Source organism: Thauera aromatica K172 (genome assembly GCF_003030465.1).
In the GTDB taxonomy this organism is placed as follows: domain Bacteria; phylum Pseudomonadota; class Gammaproteobacteria; order Burkholderiales; family Rhodocyclaceae; genus Thauera; species Thauera aromatica.
In genome coordinates, this window is record NZ_CP028339.1 from 2311513 (window position 1) to 2330133 (window position 18621).

Consider the following 18621-nt stretch of genomic DNA (forward strand, 5'->3'; position numbering starts at 1 on the left):
CTCAGGCCCGTCCGAGCCAGCCTTCGCGCAGCGCCCGCGCAGCCGCACCGGCCCGCGGCGCGAGCTTCAGGCTGTAGTTGTCCGCTGGGGCGGGCGCCAAGGTGAGCTGGAACTGCATCAGCTCGTCGCGCCGGAACAGGTGGATCTCCACCCGCTCGCCCGGCCGGCGCCTCGCCAGGCACCCGTCCATCCCCTTCGCGCTCAACTTCAGCCCATCCAGCGCCAGCAGCACATCTCCGGCAGCGATGCCCGCCGCCTGCGCCGGCCCGCCGTCGAACACGTTGACGACTTTCGCCTCGGCCTCGCCCGCCGCCAGCTTGAGCCCCAACCAGGGTGCCTTGCCTGTCGAGGCGGCCTCGAGCACGATGCCGAAATCCTTCAACAGTCGCGGCAGCGGTAAATCCCCGGTCCCCTCCACCGCGGCCTCCAGCCAGTCCGCCAGACGGGGACCGAGCCGAGGGCCTGCGGCTTCGCGTACTGCGGCGAAGATCCCGTCCTCGGCCACCCCCGCGCCGCTTTGCCCATGCCGGGCCCACAGCAGGCGCATGACCGCGTCCAGGCTGCAGCGCCCTGCGCTGCCGACACGCAGCTGCAGATCGAGGGCGAGCGCGATCAGCGCTCCTTTCGTGTAATAGCTGACGATGGCATTGGGCGCGTTCTCGTCCTGGCGGTAGTACTTGATCCAGGCATCGAAAGACGATTCGGCCACGCTCTGGCGCAGGCGGCCGCTGCCGCGCATCACGTTCGACACCGTTTTGCCGAGCAGCGCGAGATAGTCTTCAACGCCGATCACTCCGCTGCGCACCAGGATCAGGTCGTCGTAATAGGAAGTGAAGCCTTCGAATGCCCACAATAAGCGGGTGTAGTTTTCGCGCCCGAGTTCGTAGGGGGTAAACGCGGCCGGCTTGATGCGTTTGATGTTCCAGGTATGGAAATACTCGTGACTGCACAGGCCGAGGAAAGTCTTGTAGCCATCGGGCAGCCCTTCCATGCCTTTCCACGGCAGATCGGCACGGCTGCAGATCAGGGCAGTCGATGCGCGATGCTCCAGGCCGCCATAGCCCTCGCCCACCACCATGACCAGAAACGCATAGCGCGACATCGGTACGGGGGCACCGAACAGCTCGATCTGGCAGGCACAGATGCGCGCCAGGTCGGCCCCCAGCCGATCGAGGTCGCAGTCGTGGCGTCCGCTGAGGACGAGATCGTGGTGTACACCGCCGGCATCGAAGCGGGCGCTCGTGAAACACCCCATTTCGACCGGGTGGTCGATCAGTTCGTCGTAGTCGACCGCACGAAAGCGCCCGAACCCGAATTCCCGTGTTCTGCCCGGTCGTGCCGGTGGCAGCGTGGTCGCGAGCCTCCAGTTGCGGTATTGCTCCCCTTCGGGGGCCTCGATCACGACCGTGCAGGGCAAGGCCGCGCACCCGTCCGGAGCCAGGAACACACTGGTGCCATTGAAAAAGCCATGCGTGGTATCGAGGTGGGCAGAACGTACCGACAAATCCCAGGCGTACACCTCGTGGTGCAGGGTCAGGCGCGTTCCGCGAGGCAGCGCCTCCACCTTCCAGCTGTGCTTGTCGATCTTTTCCACTGCGCACGGCTTGCCACCGGTCTCGGCACGGAGGCTGACGATGTTGCGCGCGAACTCGCGGATCATGTAGCTGCCCGGAATCCATGCCGGCAGGCGGAACACCTGGCCGGACGGGTCGAGTGTCCTTACCGTGCAGCTCACGGCGAACAGATGTGCGCCGGGATTCGAAGGGCGGATACGATATTCGACGGAAGAAGGCGAGGACGGCATCGAAAAAACTCACTCTGGCACGGATCGGAACCCACTCCGGTGCATCGCAGCACAATCCCGCATGCAGATGGAGGGTCGGTAACACGGCATGTTACTTATCACGTCGCCTCCCGTACGTCGAGGCCGGATGCAGCAGGGCGGATGCGGAGGGTGCCCCCTCGCTTGACAGACCGCGCCCGGGACCGGGCGCGGGACGTCGGCTACCCATGTCCTTCAGTGTGAAAAAGCGCACACCCGGAATCCGCACCGACAGGGTCCACCACCGGGCATGGGCTATATTCGATGCAGCAAGAAACTCCGGTTCCGCACATGCCTCCAGCGCCCCACCCCCATCCGTCCTTCCAGCAATTTTCCCCTGCGATCACGCTGGGCGAGGACACGCCGGCACCTGGGGCGGCGGTTTCCCTCGCCAGCCTTGCACCACTTCCGGCCATCGGCACCGACCCGCGCAAAACCTACCGGCAGATGTTTCAGATGGCGCAGGAATTGCAGGATGTGGCAGCCGAACGTGACCGCGCCCAGGCCGCCGCCGCAGACGCGCAGCACCGGGCCCTGCAGCGGCTGATCCTCCTCGCGGCACTCAAGGACGGGGGTTCCCCCGAGCACTGCCTGCGCGTGGGCGCACTGTCAGCCCTGGTCGCCCAGGCCATGGGCCTGCCCCAAAAGCGCTGCGACATGCTGTTCGAAGCCGCTCCGCTGCACGATCTGGGCAAGCTCGGCATCCCCGATTCGATTCTGCTCAAGCCTGGCCGCCTGAGCGCGGAGGAGTGGCGGATCATGCGCGATCACCCCCTGCTCGGCGCCCGCCTGCTGGAGGGTTCAGGCTCACCCGTGCAAGAACTCGCGGTCGAAATCGTCCTCAATCACCATGAAAAATGGGACGGCAGCGGCTACCCGGCGGGCCGCTTCGGCACCAACACCCCGCTCAGCGCCCGCATCACCGCAGTCGTGGATTTCTTCGATGCGGTCACCGCTCCCCGGAGCGACCGCGCGGCCCTCGACGACAACGAAGTATTCCGCCTGCTCGAGTGCGCGAGCGGCACCCAGTTCGATCCGGCCGTCGTCAGCGCGATGTTCAACATTCGCCCCCGCCTTCCCCACATCCGCCGCCTCGCCGCCGAACGCGCTCCCCGTCTCCTCGATGCGCCTCGGCAAGACTACTGGTGGCGACAGGCATAACACCTGCACCTCGGGGCAGGATTGGCAGCCCGGCCTGATGAAAACCGTTGTCGAAGGGCATGCAACTCGCGACCGTATCGCAGAGCAGCCCAGAGCAGTGGCATCCAGGGCGTGATTCGTGGGAGGATCCCCACACGAGCCTGGGCATCCCCCAGCCATGTACTACCCTGCCCCCAGGAGATCCCAACATGGCAGACCGCTTTCCTCACGCACCCTTGCGGCGGTCCGCAGCCTTCGCCGCCGCATTGTCCGCTTTCGGCTGTGCCGGGCCGAGCCCGGAAAAGCCTGTCGAGCCCGCTCCGCCCTCGGTGGCCAGGGAACAGTTCCAGGCTCGACTCGATGGCGGATTCATAGTTGACTACCAGGTCGAACGCAAGATTTCCGCACTCGACCGGAAAAGCTGTTTCGCCTTCATTACCGGAACACTGACCAATACTTCGACGCGGACACTCGGCCGTCGCTCGATTCTCGACGTCACCGTGTTCAGCCAGGGCAAGCCGCTGTTCCGGGACTTGACCAGTCCGGTCAGGGATGTGCCGCCCGGAACCCGGGTGATGTTCGAAATGGTCGTTTCACCGGTCCACAAGGGCAGCTGCCCGAGCTACGACCAGATCGACCTTTCTTTGCGCCAGGCGCCCACGAACAAGGCTCCGGCCACATCCGACCGAGACACTCGCTCCACGATTCTGAAGTAGGCGCAGGATTGCGAGACACGGGATTGTGCATCCGGCCAGCTCGTCTCACCCAAAAGCATCATGCCGTGATATAAATACACCTGAGGGCTCATGTACTCCCGCAGCCGGGGCATGTCTGAGCCGTCCGCATCCCATCAGGGTGCTGAAAAAGGAGGGGTCATGATGAAATTCCTGCACTTGCCGCCAATGATGTGGTCGTCGAGCGCGGCCTGGGACGAGATTGCGCGTGCCCGCCCTTCGACCGTCTCGATGATTTTCGGGCTGATCCTACCGCTGTCGGCCCTACCACCGCGGATGCTCATTCATGCTGCAGATCATATTGGCGTCCACTATTTCCCCGACGTTTCGGCCGACTCCTGGCGTCTTGCAGCACTGCTGTTCTTCGTCGCTGAGCTCGTTTCGCTGCTACTGATAACTTGGCTGATTCGGGAAGTTTCGAAGACCAGAAAAGGGAGCGCAGACATCCATGACGCATTCACTGTCGCCGTGGTTGCCGCACTTCCGCTGTGGTTATCGTCCCTCGTCTTGCTGCAACACGGAATCGTTCCGGTGATTGCAATCCCTTTGCTCGCCCTGGCCGCCTCCGTTGCATTGATCCGGTACGGGGTCGAGAATTTGCTGCACGTCCGGGAACCGATCGATGCATTCGAACTTGCCGTGATCGTCACCAACAGCGGCGTGTTCGCATGGGTCGTCCTGGTTGGGATTGCGCTTGCCCCTGTACTCGCGGCCTGATTTTCATTCCGATATCCACGCCATTTCGGGAACACTACGGAACAAGAACCCTGCTCGCGCGCCAGCCGACGAACCAGGGTACGATCCTCCCCCCCGCTCAGCCGAACTGGAGCTGCTCTCCGTCCGCTCGATAGGCCAGCAGATGGCTGACGATCCCGCCCTGGATCGATTTGATCATGGCCTCCAGCGCCTGCTGGGTCGCTTCGTCGCTTGGCTCCCGCGATCCCTGCCCACCCAGACAGCCGACAAACACCACATCCCAGTGCTGCCCCATGTGCCGTGACTCTTCGACCAGTTCGGCGAAGCTCTGGATTTCGTCCGTCTTTTTGTCTACGAACATGACTGGGGCCAGAGTACCGCCCTGACCGCGATCGAAGCGGCGCCTCTGCTCCGGTGTCGCGTCTTCGGGGAGCTCGGCTCGCGCAAAGACGAACAGCAACCGCTGCGGCTCGGTTTGCCCGCGCGCTGCCTCCAAAAGCCCCTGGAATTCTGAAATCATCGTTTTCCCTCGTCCAAAATGGAGCGCATTTTGTCACAGAACAATACGCCATCCAGCCATACGAGCCCACCCGTACGAAGCGTGCGGCCACATGGGCCATATCCAAACGTAACTATCTTCCCCACGAATGTCGGGCAAGGATTACGATAAAAGCACTTTGCCCAACCTTGGCGTACCTCCATGCCGGTAGAACTGCTGATCGCAATGCTACGAGACCCGGCCTCGACGGGCGCACTACTGCCCTCGTCACGCGCGCTGGCAAGTGCCATGGCCAACGCCGCCAGCGGTGCCGACCTGATCGTCGAACTCGGAGCCGGCACCGGTGCCGTCACCCGTGCCCTGCTCCATGCCCAACCTCACGTGCCGCTGATTGCGGTGGAACTGCAGGCACCTCTTGCGCAGCGGCTGAAAGCTTGCTGCCCCGCTGTGGATGTGCGCCAGGCTGCGGCGAAAGAGGTCGTGGACGCCTTGATCGATGCACAAGGCAAGGTCGTCCTCGTTTCCAGTCTCCCGTTCCGCTCCCTGCCACGCCGCGTGGCAAGCGAAACGGCCACCTGCCTATGCCGATTCCTCGCACAGGACCCTGAGCGCAAGCTCGTCCAGTTCACCTATCAGCCCAGAGCGCCATTCAACGCTCCGCCCGGCCTGCGGTGGCAGCGGACATCGGTGGTTTGGCGCAATACACCACCGGCCGGGATATGGGAGCTACAAGCAGTGTGAAGTTGAAGCTGGAGTTTGACTTCAACTTCAGCCGCGTTCTGCAGCGTGCGAGACAAGTTTTATGTAGATTTTTCGTAGATGCAAAAACGCCCAGAGGGTGTTGAACTCTGGGCGTTTTTTTGTGGATTAGTCTGACGATGACCTACTTTCACGAGGGCGGACCTCACTGTTAGTCTGACGATGACCTACTTTCACGAGGGCGGACCTCACTATCATCGGCGCGAGTGCGTTTCACGGTCCTGTTCGGGAAGGGAAGGGGTGGTACCGCACGGCTATGGTCGTCAGACTTTGACTTGTTCTCTGCGTTGGACTGCAGAGCAAAGGAGGAAGAAGGGTGTTGTGTGATTGCCATGCGCGATGTGTGGTTTCGGGCATGGGTTGAGTTCGTTTTGTTTTGAAGGTTATAGGATCAAGCCGCACGGGCAATTAGTACCGGTTAGCTGAACGTGTTGCCACGCTTGCACACCCGGCCTATCAACGTTGTGGTCTTCAACGACCCTTCAGGGGGCTCGAGGCCCCGGGGAAGTCTCATCTTGAGGCGAGTTTCCCGCTTAGATGCTTTCAGCGGTTATCTCTTCCGCACATAGCTACCCGGCGATGCGACTGGCGTCACAACCGGTACACCAGGGGTGCGTCCACTCCGGTCCTCTCGTACTAGGAGCAGGCCCTCTCAAACTTCCAGCGCCCACGGCAGATAGGGACCAAACTGTCTCACGACGTTTTAAACCCAGCTCACGTACCACTTTAAATGGCGAACAGCCATACCCTTGGGACCGGCTACAGCCCCAGGATGTGATGAGCCGACATCGAGGTGCCAAACTCCGCCGTCGATGTGAACTCTTGGGCGGAATCAGCCTGTTATCCCCAGAGTACCTTTTATCCGTTGAGCGATGGCCCTTCCATACAGAACCACCGGATCACTATGACCTGCTTTCGCACCTGCTCGACGTGTGGGTCTCGCAGTCAAGCCACCTTTTGCCATTGCACTATCAGTACGATGTCCGACCGTACCTAGGTGACCTTCGTACTCCTCCGTTACCTTTTGGGAGGAGACCGCCCCAGTCAAACTGCCCACCATGCACGGTCCCCGACCTGGATTCACAGGCCTGGGTTAGAACCTCGACGACACCAGGGTGGTATTTCAAGGTTGGCTCCACCGGAACTAGCGTCCCGGCTTCAAAGCCTCCCACCTATCCTACACAAGTCCCGTCAAAGTCCAATGCAAAGCTACAGTAAAGGTTCATGGGGTCTTTCCGTCTAGCCGCGGGGAGATTGCATCTTCACAAACATTTCAACTTCGCTGAGTCTCAGGAGGAGACAGTGTGGCCATCGTTACGCCATTCGTGCAGGTCGGAACTTACCCGACAAGGAATTTCGCTACCTTAGGACCGTTATAGTTACGGCCGCCGTTTACCGGGGCTTCGATCAAGAGCTTGCACCCCATCACTTAACCTTCCGGCACCGGGCAGGCGTCACACCCTATACGTCCACTTTCGTGTTTGCAGAGTGCTGTGTTTTTAATAAACAGTCGCAGCCACCGATTCTCTGCGGCCCCTTCGCCCTTCGGATGTTCTCCTACAAGCTAACGGGGCATACCTTCTCCCGAAGTTACGGTATCAATTTGCCGAGTTCCTTCTCCTGAGTTCTCTCAAGCGCCTTGGTATTCTCTACCAGCCCACCTGTGTCGGTTTGCGGTACGGTCACTCTATGACTGAAGCTTAGAGGCTTTTCCTGGAAGCTGGGTATCACTCGCTTCGGACCCGAGGGTCCTCGTTATCATGCCTCAGCTTAGCCGCGCGGATTTGCCTACGCAGCACGCCTACACACTTGAACCACCTATTCCAACAGATGGCCGAGCTAACCTTCTCCGTCCCCCCATCGCATCATAGAGCGGTACAGGAATATTGACCTGTTTCCCATCGACTACGCATTTCTGCCTCGCCTTAGGGGCCGACTCACCCTGCGCCGATGAACGTTGCGCAGGAAACCTTGGGCTTACGGCGAGGGTGCTTTTCACACCCTTTATCGCTACTCATGTCAGCATTCGCACTTCCGATACCTCCAGCATCCCTTACGAGACACCTTCGCAGGCTTACGGAACGCTCCCCTACCACGTGTCAAAGACACATCCGCAGCTTCGGTTCATGGCTTGAGCCCCGTTACATCTTCCGCGCAGGACGACTCGACTAGTGAGCTATTACGCTTTCTTTAAAGGGTGGCTGCTTCTAAGCCAACCTCCTAGCTGTCTAGGCCTTCCCACCTCGTTTGCCACTTAGCCATGCATTTGGGACCTTAGCTGGCGGTCTGGGTTGTTTCCCTCTTGACACCGGACGTTAGCACCCGATGTCTGTCTGCCGTATATCACTTTGCGGTATTCGGAGTTTGCTATCGCGGGGTAGATCGCAATGACCCCCCCAACGATTACAGTGCTCTACCCCCGCAAGTGTCCGTACGACGCACTACCTAAATAGTTTTCGGGGAGAACCAGCTATTTCCGGATTTGTTTAGCCTTTCACCCCTATCCACAGCTCATCCCCTAACTTTTCAACGTTAGTGGGTTCGGACCTCCAGTACCTGTTACGGCACCTTCATCCTGGCCATGGATAGATCATCCGGTTTCGGGTCTACGCCCAGCAACTACGACGCCCTTATCAGACTCGCTTTCGCTACGCCTCCCCTATTCGGTTAAGCTCGCTACTGAACGTAAGTCGCTGACCCATTATACAAAAGGTACGCAGTCACCCCTTACGAGGCTCCCACTGTTTGTATGCATGCGGTTTCAGGATCTATTTCACTCCCCTCCCGGGGTTCTTTTCGCCTTTCCCTCACGGTACTGGTTCACTATCGGTCGATCACGAGTATTTAGCCTTGGAGGATGGTCCCCCCATCTTCAGACAGGATTTCTCGTGTCCCGCCCTACTTGTCGCACGCTCAGACCCGCCACCGGCTTTTCGCATACGGGACTATCACCCTGTATCGTCGGACTTTCCAGACCGTTTTGCTAAGCTGATGGTTTAGTCGTGCAGGCTGTTGCGCGTTCGCTCGCCACTACTTGCGCAATCTCGGTTGATTTCTGTTCCTCGAGCTACTTAGATGTTTCAGTTCGCTCGGTTCGCCTCCTCAGACCTATGGATTCAGTCTGGGATACCCCTTGCGGGGTGGGTTTCCCCATTCGGACATCGTGGGATCAAAGCTCTATTGCCAGCTCCCCCACGCTTTTCGCAGGCTTACACGTCCTTCATCGCCTGTGATCGCCAAGGCATCCACCACATGCACTTAGTCGCTTGATCCTATAACCTTGAACCCTCTTCGGTGTTGCCACCTCGAAGGCCCACGTACAGGAACGAACTCGTTTGTGCGATCAAGACTGTGCTGACTACGCAGCCTTGATCAATGCAATCACACAACTTGCAGTACGTACCGGCTACGATACGTACTGCACTTCTTCCACTTTGTTAAAGAGCGAACCTCAATGTCCGGCAGCACCGCTGCCGTTCAAGAAGTAAGAGATGACGAGCTCACGCTCGGCATCTCTTACTTCTCGTCTCGAAACCTGGTGGAGCTGGTCGGGATCGAACCGACGACCTACGGCTTGCAAAGCCGCCGCTCTCCCAGCTGAGCTACAGCCCCCTACTGTCTCGAGCAACCCATTGTTGGTGGGTCTGGTTGGGTTCGAACCAACGACCCCCGCCTTATCAAGACGGTGCTCTAACCAGCTGAGCTACAGACCCTCTCATCCGAGGCTCTTCGCCTGAACAACCGATAAGTTGTGGATACTTGGCCGCTGCGACCTGTTCTCTTGAAAGGAGGTGATCCAGCCGCACCTTCCGATACGGCTACCTTGTTACGACTTCACCCCAGTCATGAATCTCACCGTGGTAAGCGCCCTCCCGAAGGTTAAGCTACCTACTTCTGGTGAAACCCACTCCCATGGTGTGACGGGCGGTGTGTACAAGACCCGGGAACGTATTCACCGCAGCATGCTGATCTGCGATTACTAGCGATTCCGACTTCACGTAGTCGAGTTGCAGACTACGATCCGGACTACGATCGGCTTTTTGGGATTGGCTCCACCTCGCGGCTTGGCAACCCTCTGTACCGACCATTGTATGACGTGTGAAGCCCTACCCATAAGGGCCATGAGGACTTGACGTCATCCCCACCTTCCTCCGGTTTGTCACCGGCAGTCTCACTAGAGTGCCCAACCAAATGATGGCAACTAGTGACAAGGGTTGCGCTCGTTGCGGGACTTAACCCAACATCTCACGACACGAGCTGACGACAGCCATGCAGCACCTGTGTCCAGGCTCCCGAAGGCACCCTCGCCTCTCAGCAAGGTTCCTGGCATGTCAAGGGTAGGTAAGGTTTTTCGCGTTGCATCGAATTAATCCACATCATCCACCGCTTGTGCGGGTCCCCGTCAATTCCTTTGAGTTTTAACCTTGCGGCCGTACTCCCCAGGCGGTCGACTTCACGCGTTAGCTGCGTCACTCAGTGCATTGCTGCTCCGAACGACTAGTCGACATCGTTTAGGGCGTGGACTACCAGGGTATCTAATCCTGTTTGCTCCCCACGCTTTCGTGCATGAGCGTCAGTACAGGCCCAGGGGGCTGCCTTCGCCATCGGTGTTCCTCCTGATCTCTACGCATTTCACTGCTACACCAGGAATTCCACCCCCCTCTGCCGTACTCTAGCCTTGCAGTCACAAACGCAGTTCCCAGGTTGAGCCCGGGGATTTCACATCTGTCTTACAAAACCGCCTGCGCACGCTTTACGCCCAGTAATTCCGATTAACGCTCGCACCCTACGTATTACCGCGGCTGCTGGCACGTAGTTAGCCGGTGCTTCTTAGTCCGGTACCGTCATCCATGGCCTATGTTAGAGACCACGATTTCTTCCCGGCCGAAAGAGCTTTACAACCCGAAGGCCTTCTTCACTCACGCGGCATGGCTGGATCAGGGTTGCCCCCATTGTCCAAAATTCCCCACTGCTGCCTCCCGTAGGAGTCTGGGCCGTGTCTCAGTCCCAGTGTGGCGGATCATCCTCTCAGACCCGCTACGGATCGTCGCCTAGGTGAGCCTTTACCTCACCTACTAGCTAATCCGACATCGGCCGCTCCAATCGCGCGAGGTCCGAAGATCCCCCGCTTTCTCCCTCAGGACGTATGCGGTATTAGCGTACCTTTCGATACGTTATCCCCCACGACATGGGCACGTTCCGATGCATTACTCACCCGTTCGCCACTCGCCGGCAGGCCGAAGCCCCCGCTGCCGTTCGACTTGCATGTGTAAAGCATGCCGCCAGCGTTCAATCTGAGCCAGGATCAAACTCTTAAGCTCTTAAGTTCAATCCTACAAAGTACTCAAAATACTGACTTACATCAGCATGAGCACCTAATCATTGTGAAACTAAATCGCCTAAGCGATCCGGCCACAACCACCAAGCACCCACACTTATCGGTTGTCCAATTTTTTAAAGAACCGCCGCAATTCGCTGCAGCAGAGAGGCGAGATTATGATCAACTTCCATTTCGCCGTCAAGCATTTCGTTCGTCTTTTTTTCAACCGCTCCAGCTCATCGCCAGAACAAAAGACTACTCGACACCCGACCTACCTCTCCTCTTCCGCCCCGCCCGGCTTCCGTAGAAACCGCTGCAGCGCCGAAGAGCTGCGCATTATAGACATCAAAAAACGAAATGCAAGGGAAAGATTGGTGCTTGGGAAAAATAGGTGCTTTCAGCGCAAATTTCCCCGAGCGACTCGCGGATCGATGCGCTCCCACCATGTCTCTTTTCCCACTCTCGGGAACGGCCATCCCGGTTGCAGCCGCTCGCGTTAAGGTGGTATCGTCCGCGCGTCACGCGGGAGAGAACTCCCGATCTGGAGTCGCCGAAGGCGCAACCCCCGGAACCGCTCAGGCAAAAGGACCGCGTGCAAAGTACAAGTCTGGAGAGTGGTACGAGCGTCGAGGCGCCATACGTACCCACCGAAGGGGCACCCGCCCGCTGCATGCCTTCTATCTATATATCCACGGATAGATAGGGGCGCACGGCGCGAAATCTCTCAGGTACAAGGGACAGATGGGGCGAAGCCGGCAAATGGGTCGGGTCGCCCTTTTTTGTTTACTTCCTACCGGAGCCCCTCAGCAATGAGCACGCCTGCACAACATACTCCCCTTCACGCAGCGCATGTCGCCGCCGGCGCGCGCATGGTCGATTTCGCCGGCTGGGACATGCCGGTCAATTATGGTTCGCAGATCGAGGAACACCATGCCGTCCGCCGCGACGCCGGCATGTTTGATGTCTCCCACATGCTCGCCCTCGATCTTAGCGGGCCGGACGCCACCGTTTACCTGCGCGCGCTTCTCGCCAACGATGTCGACAAGCTGAAGACGCCCGGAAAAGCGCTGTATTCCTGCATGCTCAACGATCAGGGCGGAGTGATCGACGATCTGATCGTTTACCGCTTCGGCACCAGCGATTACCGTATCGTGGTCAATGCCGGTACCGCAGCCAAGGATGTGGACTGGATGAAACGGTGCATTGCCGTCACTGGCGCGGACGTCACCCTCCAGAGCCGCCGGGATCTGGCCATGATCGCCGTCCAGGGGCCGCACGCTATCGAACGCGCAGCGACCGTCCTGCCGGAATTGTCATCACCGCAAGGCGTTCCCGCCCCCTTCAGCGGAATACGGGTGGGGGATCTCATGATTGCCCGCACCGGCTATACCGGCGAAGACGGTCTGGAAATCGCGGTCCCTGCCGAGCGCGCCGAGCAATTGTGGAATGCCCTGCTGAGCGCCGGGGTCAAGCCCTGCGGGCTGGGGGCGCGAGACACTTTACGCCTGGAAGCCGGCATGAATCTGTACGGCCAGGATATGGACGACGCCGTCTCTCCATTGGACGCCGGCCTGGCGTGGACGGTCGATTTCGCCGACGCAACCCGTGACTTCATCGGCCGCAGCGCACTGCGGGCGAATCCGGCCGCGCGCCGCATGCTCGGTCTGATTCTGGAAGACAAAGGCGTGTTGCGCTCGCACATGAAGGTCTTCACTGGCGCCGGTAACGGCGAGACCACCAGCGGCAGCTTCTCGCCGACACTGGAAAAATCCATTGCCCTCGCCCGGCTGCCGCTCCCGGTCCAGGCCGGCGAAGAAGTCGATGTCGAAGTGCGCGGCAAGCGCCTGAAAGCGCGCACCGTGAAGCTGCCCTTCGTCCGCAACGGCCAACCCTTGGTCTGAAAACTCCGCCCGCTTCACCGGTTCAGGAGCGGGCCAGCAGTCCCCCTTCCAACTTACCCTGTCTGGAGAACGAACATGAGCAAGGTTCCGGCTGATCTGAAATATACGAAATCGCACGAATGGGTCCGCGTCGAAGCGGACGGAACGCTGACCATCGGCGTCACCGACCATGCCCAGGAAGCCCTCGGCGACGTCGTCTTCCTCGAATTGCCCGAAGCGGGCCGCACCCTCGCTGCCGGCGAAGCCTGCGCCGTGATCGAATCGGTCAAGGCGGCTTCCGACATCTACGCACCGGTCGCCGGCGAAGTCGTCACCAGCAACCAGGACGCAGCCGATGCGCCCGAAAGCGTGAACGCCGACGCCTATGCAACCTGGCTGTTCAAGCTCAAGCCGGCCGCCCCCCAAGAACTCGCCGCCCTCATGGATGCTGCGGGCTATCAGGCTGAAGTCGCCCAGGCCTGAGCAAGCCCGGCAACTCATCGGGCGCCCCTGTCCCCCCGGACAGGTCCCGCCCCCTCCGCCTTCTGCAGGAAGGCTTTCCCTTCCAGCAAGCCTCGCCCGTCCGCAGCCCAAGCCGATCCTTCGGCGCGCATTGACTCCTCGCCTCGACCATGACCGACACCCTGCTCTCCGCCCCGCTCGCCTGCCTCGAGCAGCGCGACGCCTTCATCCACCGCCACCTCGGCCCCAATGCCGATGAGATCGCGCGCATGTGCGCAGCCATCGGCGTCGCCGGTATCGACACGTTGATCGATCAGACCGTCCCGGCCGGAATCCGCCTCCAGTCCCCGGTTCCGCTCGCCGCGCCGGTGCCGGAACACGAGGCGCTCGGCGCCCTGAAAGTGATCGCCGCACGCAACGAGACGAAGAAGTCCCTGATCGGCCTCGGCTACTACGGCACCCACACCCCGGCCGTGATCCTGCGCAATGTCATGGAGAACCCGGGCTGGTACACCGCCTACACGCCCTACCAGGCGGAAATTTCGCAAGGCCGGCTGGAAGCCCTGCTGAACTACCAGCAAATGGTGGTCGACCTGACCGGCCTCGAACTGGCCAACGCCTCGCTCCTCGACGAAGCGACCGCCGCTGCCGAAGCCATGACCATGGCGCGCCGCGTGTCGAAGTCGAAATCGAACGTCTTTTTCGTCGATGAGGCCTGCTTCCCGCAGACGATCGACGTCGTCCGCACCCGGGCCCATTACTTCGGTTACGAGTTGGTCTACGGCAAGGCCGAAGAAGCCGCCGCGCACGACGTGTTCGGCGCACTGCTGCAGTATCCGAACGCCCGCGGCGAAGTCGTCGACCTTTCTTCCACGGTCGCGGACCTGAAGGGGAAAGGCGCGATCGTCGCGCTCGCCAGCGACCTGATGGCGCTCGTTCTGCTGAAGAGCCCGGGCGCCATGGGCGCCGACATCGCCCTCGGCTCGGCCCAGCGCTTCGGCGTGCCGATGGGCTTCGGCGGCCCCCACGCCGCCTTCTTCGCCACCCGCGAAACCTACGTGCGGTCGATGCCGGGCCGCATCATCGGCGTTTCCAAAGATGCCCGCGGCAACACCGCCCTGCGCATGACGCTGCAGACCCGCGAACAGCACATCCGCCGCGAAAAAGCGAATTCGAACATCTGCACCTCGCAGGTACTGCTCGCCAACATGGCCGGCTTCTACGCCGTTTACCATGGGCCGCAAGGCCTGCGCACGATCGCCGCACGCATCCACCGCCTGGCCGCGGTCCTTGCCGAAGGCCTGCGCAGGGTCGGATTCGCCCCCAGCCGCTCAGCTTTCTTCGACACCATCGAAGTCGATGCCGGCGCTCGCGCACCGGCGATCCTCAACGCGGCGCAAGAGGCCGGCTACAACCTGCGCAGCGTGTCGGGCACCCGGCTGGGTTTGTCCGTCGACGAAACGACCACGCGCGCCGACATCGCCGCCGTGCTCGCCTGCTTCGGCTGCACCGAAAACCTCGATGTGCTCGACGAGACCGTCGCTCGTGCCGGCGGCGCCTTGCCCGCCGCACTGCTGCGCCGCGACGCGATCCTCGCCCACCCCGTGTTCAACAGCCACCATACCGAACACGAGATGCTGCGCTATCTGAAGAAGCTGCAAAACCGCGACCTCGCACTCGACCACTCGATGATCTCGCTCGGTTCGTGCACGATGAAGCTCAATGCGACCAGCGAGATGATCCCGATCACCTGGCCGGAATTCGCCAACCTGCATCCCTTCGCTCCACGTGCGCAGGCCGCCGGCTACCTCGAGATGATCGACGGCCTGGCCGGCTACCTGCGCGCGCTTACCGGCTTTCCGGCGATCAGCATGCAGCCCAACTCCGGCGCGCAGGGCGAATATGCCGGTCTGGTCGCGATCGCGCGCTACCACGCCAGCCGGGGCGAGACCCAGCGCAAGGTCTGCCTGATTCCGAAATCGGCGCACGGCACCAATCCGGCGACCGCGCAGATGTGCGGCATGCAGGTCGTGGTGGTCGATTGTGACGACAACGGCAACGTCGATGTCGCCGACCTGCGGGCGAAGGCCGAGAAGCACGCGGCCGAACTGGCCGCGCTGATGATCACCTACCCCTCCACCCACGGCGTGTTCGAGGAATCGATCCGCGAGATGTGCGAAATCGTGCATGCGTGTGGCGGACAGGTGTACATGGACGGTGCCAACCTCAACGCCCAGGTCGGCCTGACCTCCCCGGCGGCGATCGGCGCCGACGTCTCCCACATGAACCTGCACAAGACCTTCTGCATTCCGCACGGAGGCGGTGGGCCGGGCATGGGGCCGATCGGTCTGGCCGCCCATCTTGCACCGTTCATGGCCGACCACGTGATCCAGCCCACCGGCGAAGCCGACCGCCCCAATCTGGGTCAAGGCGCGGTATCCGCCGCCCCCTTCGGCTCCGCGAGCATCCTGCCGATTTCGTGGATGTACATCACGATGATGGGTGGTGAAGGCCTCAAGCGCGCCACCGAAGTCGCGATCCTCAACGCCAACTACCTGGCCGGGCGCCTGAACAGCCACTACCCGGTGCTGTACACGGGTAGCCAGGGGCGGGTTGCCCATGAATGCATCATCGACATCCGCCCGATCAAGGCCGCGACCGGAATCTCGGAGGTCGACATCGCCAAGCGCCTGATGGACTATGGCTTCCATGCCCCGACCATGTCGTTCCCGGTCCCGGGAACGATCATGATCGAGCCGACCGAATCCGAAGACCTTGCCGAACTGGACCGCTTCGCCGCCGCGATGATTGCGATCCGTGACGAGATCCGCCGGATCGAGGCCGGTGCCTGGCCTGCCGACGACAACCCGCTGAAGAACGCCCCCCACACGCAGGCCGATCTCACCGGCGACTGGACCCGCCCCTACTCGCGCGAGCAAGCCGTGTTCCCGCTGCCCTGGGTAGCGGCGAACAAGTTCTGGCCCAGCGTCAATCGGATCGACGACGTCTATGGCGACCGCAACCTGTTCTGCACCTGCGTGCCGGTCGACGAATATGGCGACTGAACGGCAACAAGCACTTCCGGGCTGCTAGAATCGCCGCGCCTCGACCAGAAAGCCACGCTCTCGAGCGTGGCTTTTTCAATGCGCGGGCCAGACCCGTTCCCTGCCACCCCCTCCCGGGCCCATCGACGCCCCCATCCGACGCCCTCACCCGACCCGCTCCCCCACAGCGATGCCTGCCCCACGCTCCGACCGCAAAGCGCTCTGGCTCGGTCTGCTCACCGCCAGCCTCATCCTGCTGACCGCCGTCTTCATGACGCTCGCAGCGCAGATGCGGCCGGTGGCGATGCACGACCTGAACCTGGCCGAAGGCGAAAAGCTCAAATGCGTCTCCTACGCGCCCTACCACCGACCGGGGCAGACGCCGCTCGATCCCGCCAGCCGCATTCCCCGCGACCAGATCGCCGCCGACCTCGAAGCCCTGGCGAAAATCACCGCTTGCGTGCGCCTCTACTCGGTCAGCCAAGGACTCGGCGAGGTTCCAGAACTGGCACGCCCACTCGGCCTCAAGGTGCTTCTCGGCGCCTGGATCGGCTATGACCAGACACGGAACGCGGCCGAACTCGCGCATGCGCTGGAAATCGCCAACGCCTACACCGATGTCGTGCGCGCCCTGATCGTCGGCAACGAAGTCCTGCTCCGGCGCGAACGCAGCGAAGACGAAATGCGCACCCTGATCCGCCAGGCCAGGGCCCAGGCACGGGTTCCCGTCACCTACGCCGACGTATGGGAATTCTGGACCCGGCACGACAGCCTCGCTGCCGAAGTCGATTTCGTCACCGTGCATATCCTGCCCTTCTGGGAAGACGAGCCGGTCGACATCGTCGATGCCCTCGCACATGTCGTCGACATCCGCAGCCGAATCGGCGAGCACTTCCCCGGCAAGCCGGTCGTGATCGGCGAAACGGGCTGGCCGAGCGCCGGCCGGCAGCGCGAGGAGTCCCGCCCGTCACGGGTCAACCAGGCACGCTACATCCGCGAGTTCGTCCATCAGGCCCACGCCCGGGGCTGGGACTACAACCTCATCGAAGCCATCGACCAGCCCTGGAAGCGGCGCCTGGAAGGCACGGTCGGCGGCCACTGGGGGCTGCTCGAGGCGGACAGCCTGGCACCGAAATTCCCCCTCGCCGGCGCGGTCGCCGAACGCGAAAGTGCATTCGGGCCGATCGGCGGCGCCCTCCTCGGCGGATTGCTCGCTTTCCTTCTCGCCACCACCGGACGGCGCACCCGCTGCCTGCGCGTCAGCGCCCTGAGCGCGACCGGAGCGCTCGGCGGGGTGGTCACAGTGCTGCACTGGGAACACGCCCACCTCGCTTACCGCGACGCGCTCGAATGGTCCGTGCTCGGCGCGGTCGCCGCCCTCTGCGCCGTGCTGCCGCTGGTCCTCGCGCGCTGGCATGGAGAACCGCTCCCGGACGCGGCGCGCGCCGCCCGGCTCCTGCGCCGGCCGCAGGGCTGGCGCTCGAAGGCTGCGCTCCTCAGCCTGTTGCGTGCCCTGTTGCTGTTTGCCGCGGCAATCGCTGCGCTGCTGTTGTGGGTCGATCCGCGCTACCGCGACTTTCCGACCCTGCTTTACCTGACCCCGGCCGTGGTCTTCGGCGTCATCAGCTGGTGGAACCTGCCGCCTGGCCGCAGCGAGCGGGTCTGCGCGATCCTCATCGCTTTCGCCGTAAGCGCCCGCTGGCTGAGCGAACCCGCCAACCCGCAGGCGATCGGCTGGCTACTTTGCGGCCTCGCGTTCGCCCTCCCGCCGCTCCTGCTGCGCCCGCAGCAACACCAGCAGCGATAGCAGAGCACCCACCGCAGCGGGATCGTAACTGTACAGCACCAACCCGGCGACCCCGCTCAACCAACCCACCCAGGCCAGGCTGCGCGCGCCCAGCACGAAGCCGAGCAAACCACAGCCCAGGCTCAGCCAGCCCACGCGTTGATGCAAGAAGCTTTCCACCAGCACGGTCTTGAACAGGCACAAAGCGCCAGGCTCAGCACAATCGCGCGGCAGCAGACCGGCCTCGAGCACGCCGTGACGCAGCCACAGGGCCAGTGCCGCCAGGACCAGCCCGGCAAGCAGCGCAGGCCATGCGCCATGTTTGTGCAAATTAGTTGGCGTCATCCATCCTTTCCCTTGTGAATCAGTGCTCCACATGAACGCACATGCGCTGTTGCAAATTGGCACCGATGGTCGCTCGTAACAGACTGAAATCGTGCATAAAATGCCCTCCGGGCAGAGTTGCGCCCAGAACACCC

Annotated in this window: 11 protein-coding genes, 2 tRNA genes, 3 rRNA genes and 1 riboswitch; of the genes, 8 read left to right on the plus strand and 8 right to left on the minus strand. The window is 61.7% G+C overall.

Going from position 1 to position 18621, the window contains the following annotated elements:
• Position 1: 1 nt before the first annotated feature.
• Positions 2-1804, minus strand: a complete 1803-nt coding sequence (locus Tharo_RS11000; RefSeq protein ID WP_107221235.1) for a M61 family metallopeptidase — start codon at positions 1802-1804, stop codon at positions 2-4.
• A gap of 309 nt (positions 1805-2113) precedes the next feature.
• Here Tharo_RS11000 and Tharo_RS11005 point away from each other — a divergent pair, with 309 nt between their 5' ends.
• The 3 genes from Tharo_RS11005 to Tharo_RS11015 all read left to right on the plus strand — a co-directional run bounded on the left by Tharo_RS11005 (position 2114) and on the right by Tharo_RS11015 (position 4413).
• The gene (locus Tharo_RS11005; RefSeq protein WP_159051689.1) at positions 2114-2983 is read left to right on the plus strand and encodes an HD-GYP domain-containing protein; all 870 of its coding nucleotides are present in this window, start codon (positions 2114-2116) and stop codon (positions 2981-2983) included.
• A 188-nt stretch (positions 2984-3171) separates the two neighbouring features.
• A complete protein-coding gene (locus Tharo_RS11010) occupies positions 3172-3678 on the plus strand; it encodes a hypothetical protein (RefSeq protein WP_107221237.1) in 507 nt (168 codons plus the stop codon).
• A 159-nt stretch (positions 3679-3837) separates the two neighbouring features.
• A complete protein-coding gene (locus tag Tharo_RS11015) occupies positions 3838-4413 on the plus strand; it encodes a YIP1 family protein (protein ID WP_159051690.1) in 576 nt (191 codons plus the stop codon).
• Positions 4414-4510: 97 nt separating this feature from the next.
• Here the strand turns inward: Tharo_RS11015 and Tharo_RS11020 are convergent, their stop codons facing one another.
• Positions 4511-4912, minus strand: coding sequence for a ribonucleotide reductase subunit alpha (locus tag Tharo_RS11020; RefSeq protein ID WP_107221239.1), 402 nt, complete (start codon positions 4910-4912; stop codon positions 4511-4513).
• A 180-nt stretch (positions 4913-5092) separates the two neighbouring features.
• Here Tharo_RS11020 and Tharo_RS11025 point away from each other — a divergent pair, with 180 nt between their 5' ends.
• Entirely contained in the window at positions 5093-5632 is a 540-nt protein-coding gene (locus Tharo_RS11025; protein WP_107221240.1) for a class I SAM-dependent methyltransferase, read from the plus strand.
• Between the two features lie 172 nt (positions 5633-5804).
• Here Tharo_RS11025 and rrf read toward each other — a convergent pair.
• From rrf to Tharo_RS11050, 5 genes are all read right to left on the minus strand, one after another.
• Positions 5805-5918 (minus strand): 5S ribosomal RNA (gene rrf / locus Tharo_RS11030).
• Positions 5919-6037: 119 nt separating this feature from the next.
• A 23S ribosomal RNA gene (locus tag Tharo_RS11035) occupies positions 6038-8922 on the minus strand.
• A 264-nt stretch (positions 8923-9186) separates the two neighbouring features.
• Positions 9187-9262, minus strand: a tRNA-Ala gene (locus Tharo_RS11040).
• Between the two features lie 24 nt (positions 9263-9286).
• A tRNA-Ile gene (locus tag Tharo_RS11045) sits at positions 9287-9363 on the minus strand.
• A 71-nt stretch (positions 9364-9434) separates the two neighbouring features.
• Positions 9435-10971, minus strand: a 16S ribosomal RNA gene (locus Tharo_RS11050).
• Together the 16S, 23S and 5S rRNA genes with 2 tRNA genes alongside form the textbook arrangement of a ribosomal RNA operon.
• Before the next feature lie 512 nt (positions 10972-11483).
• A riboswitch (glycine riboswitch) is annotated at positions 11484-11571 on the plus strand.
• A 208-nt stretch (positions 11572-11779) separates the two neighbouring features.
• Between Tharo_RS11050 and gcvT the strand changes: the two genes are divergently transcribed.
• The 4 genes from gcvT to Tharo_RS11070 all read left to right on the plus strand — a co-directional run bounded on the left by gcvT (position 11780) and on the right by Tharo_RS11070 (position 18163).
• Positions 11780-12871, plus strand: coding sequence for a glycine cleavage system aminomethyltransferase GcvT (gene gcvT, locus Tharo_RS11055; RefSeq protein ID WP_107221241.1), 1092 nt, complete (start codon positions 11780-11782; stop codon positions 12869-12871).
• A gap of 75 nt (positions 12872-12946) precedes the next feature.
• The gene (gene gcvH / locus Tharo_RS11060) at positions 12947-13333 is read left to right on the plus strand and encodes a glycine cleavage system protein GcvH (RefSeq protein WP_107221242.1); all 387 of its coding nucleotides are present in this window, start codon (positions 12947-12949) and stop codon (positions 13331-13333) included.
• A gap of 149 nt (positions 13334-13482) precedes the next feature.
• The gene (gcvP, locus tag Tharo_RS11065; protein ID WP_107221243.1) at positions 13483-16377 is read left to right on the plus strand and encodes an aminomethyl-transferring glycine dehydrogenase; all 2895 of its coding nucleotides are present in this window, start codon (positions 13483-13485) and stop codon (positions 16375-16377) included.
• A 169-nt stretch (positions 16378-16546) separates the two neighbouring features.
• Positions 16547-18163, plus strand: coding sequence for a glycoside hydrolase family 17 protein (locus Tharo_RS11070; protein WP_107221244.1), 1617 nt, complete (start codon positions 16547-16549; stop codon positions 18161-18163).
• On the opposite strand, the gene Tharo_RS11075 is transcribed toward Tharo_RS11070, so the two are convergent.
• Complete coding sequence (locus Tharo_RS11075) at positions 18095-18487, minus strand: hypothetical protein (protein WP_245880884.1); 393 nt, start codon at positions 18485-18487, stop codon at positions 18095-18097. The two genes, Tharo_RS11070 and Tharo_RS11075, sit on opposite strands and share 69 nt — an antisense overlap.
• Positions 18488-18621: the final 134 nt, after the last annotated feature.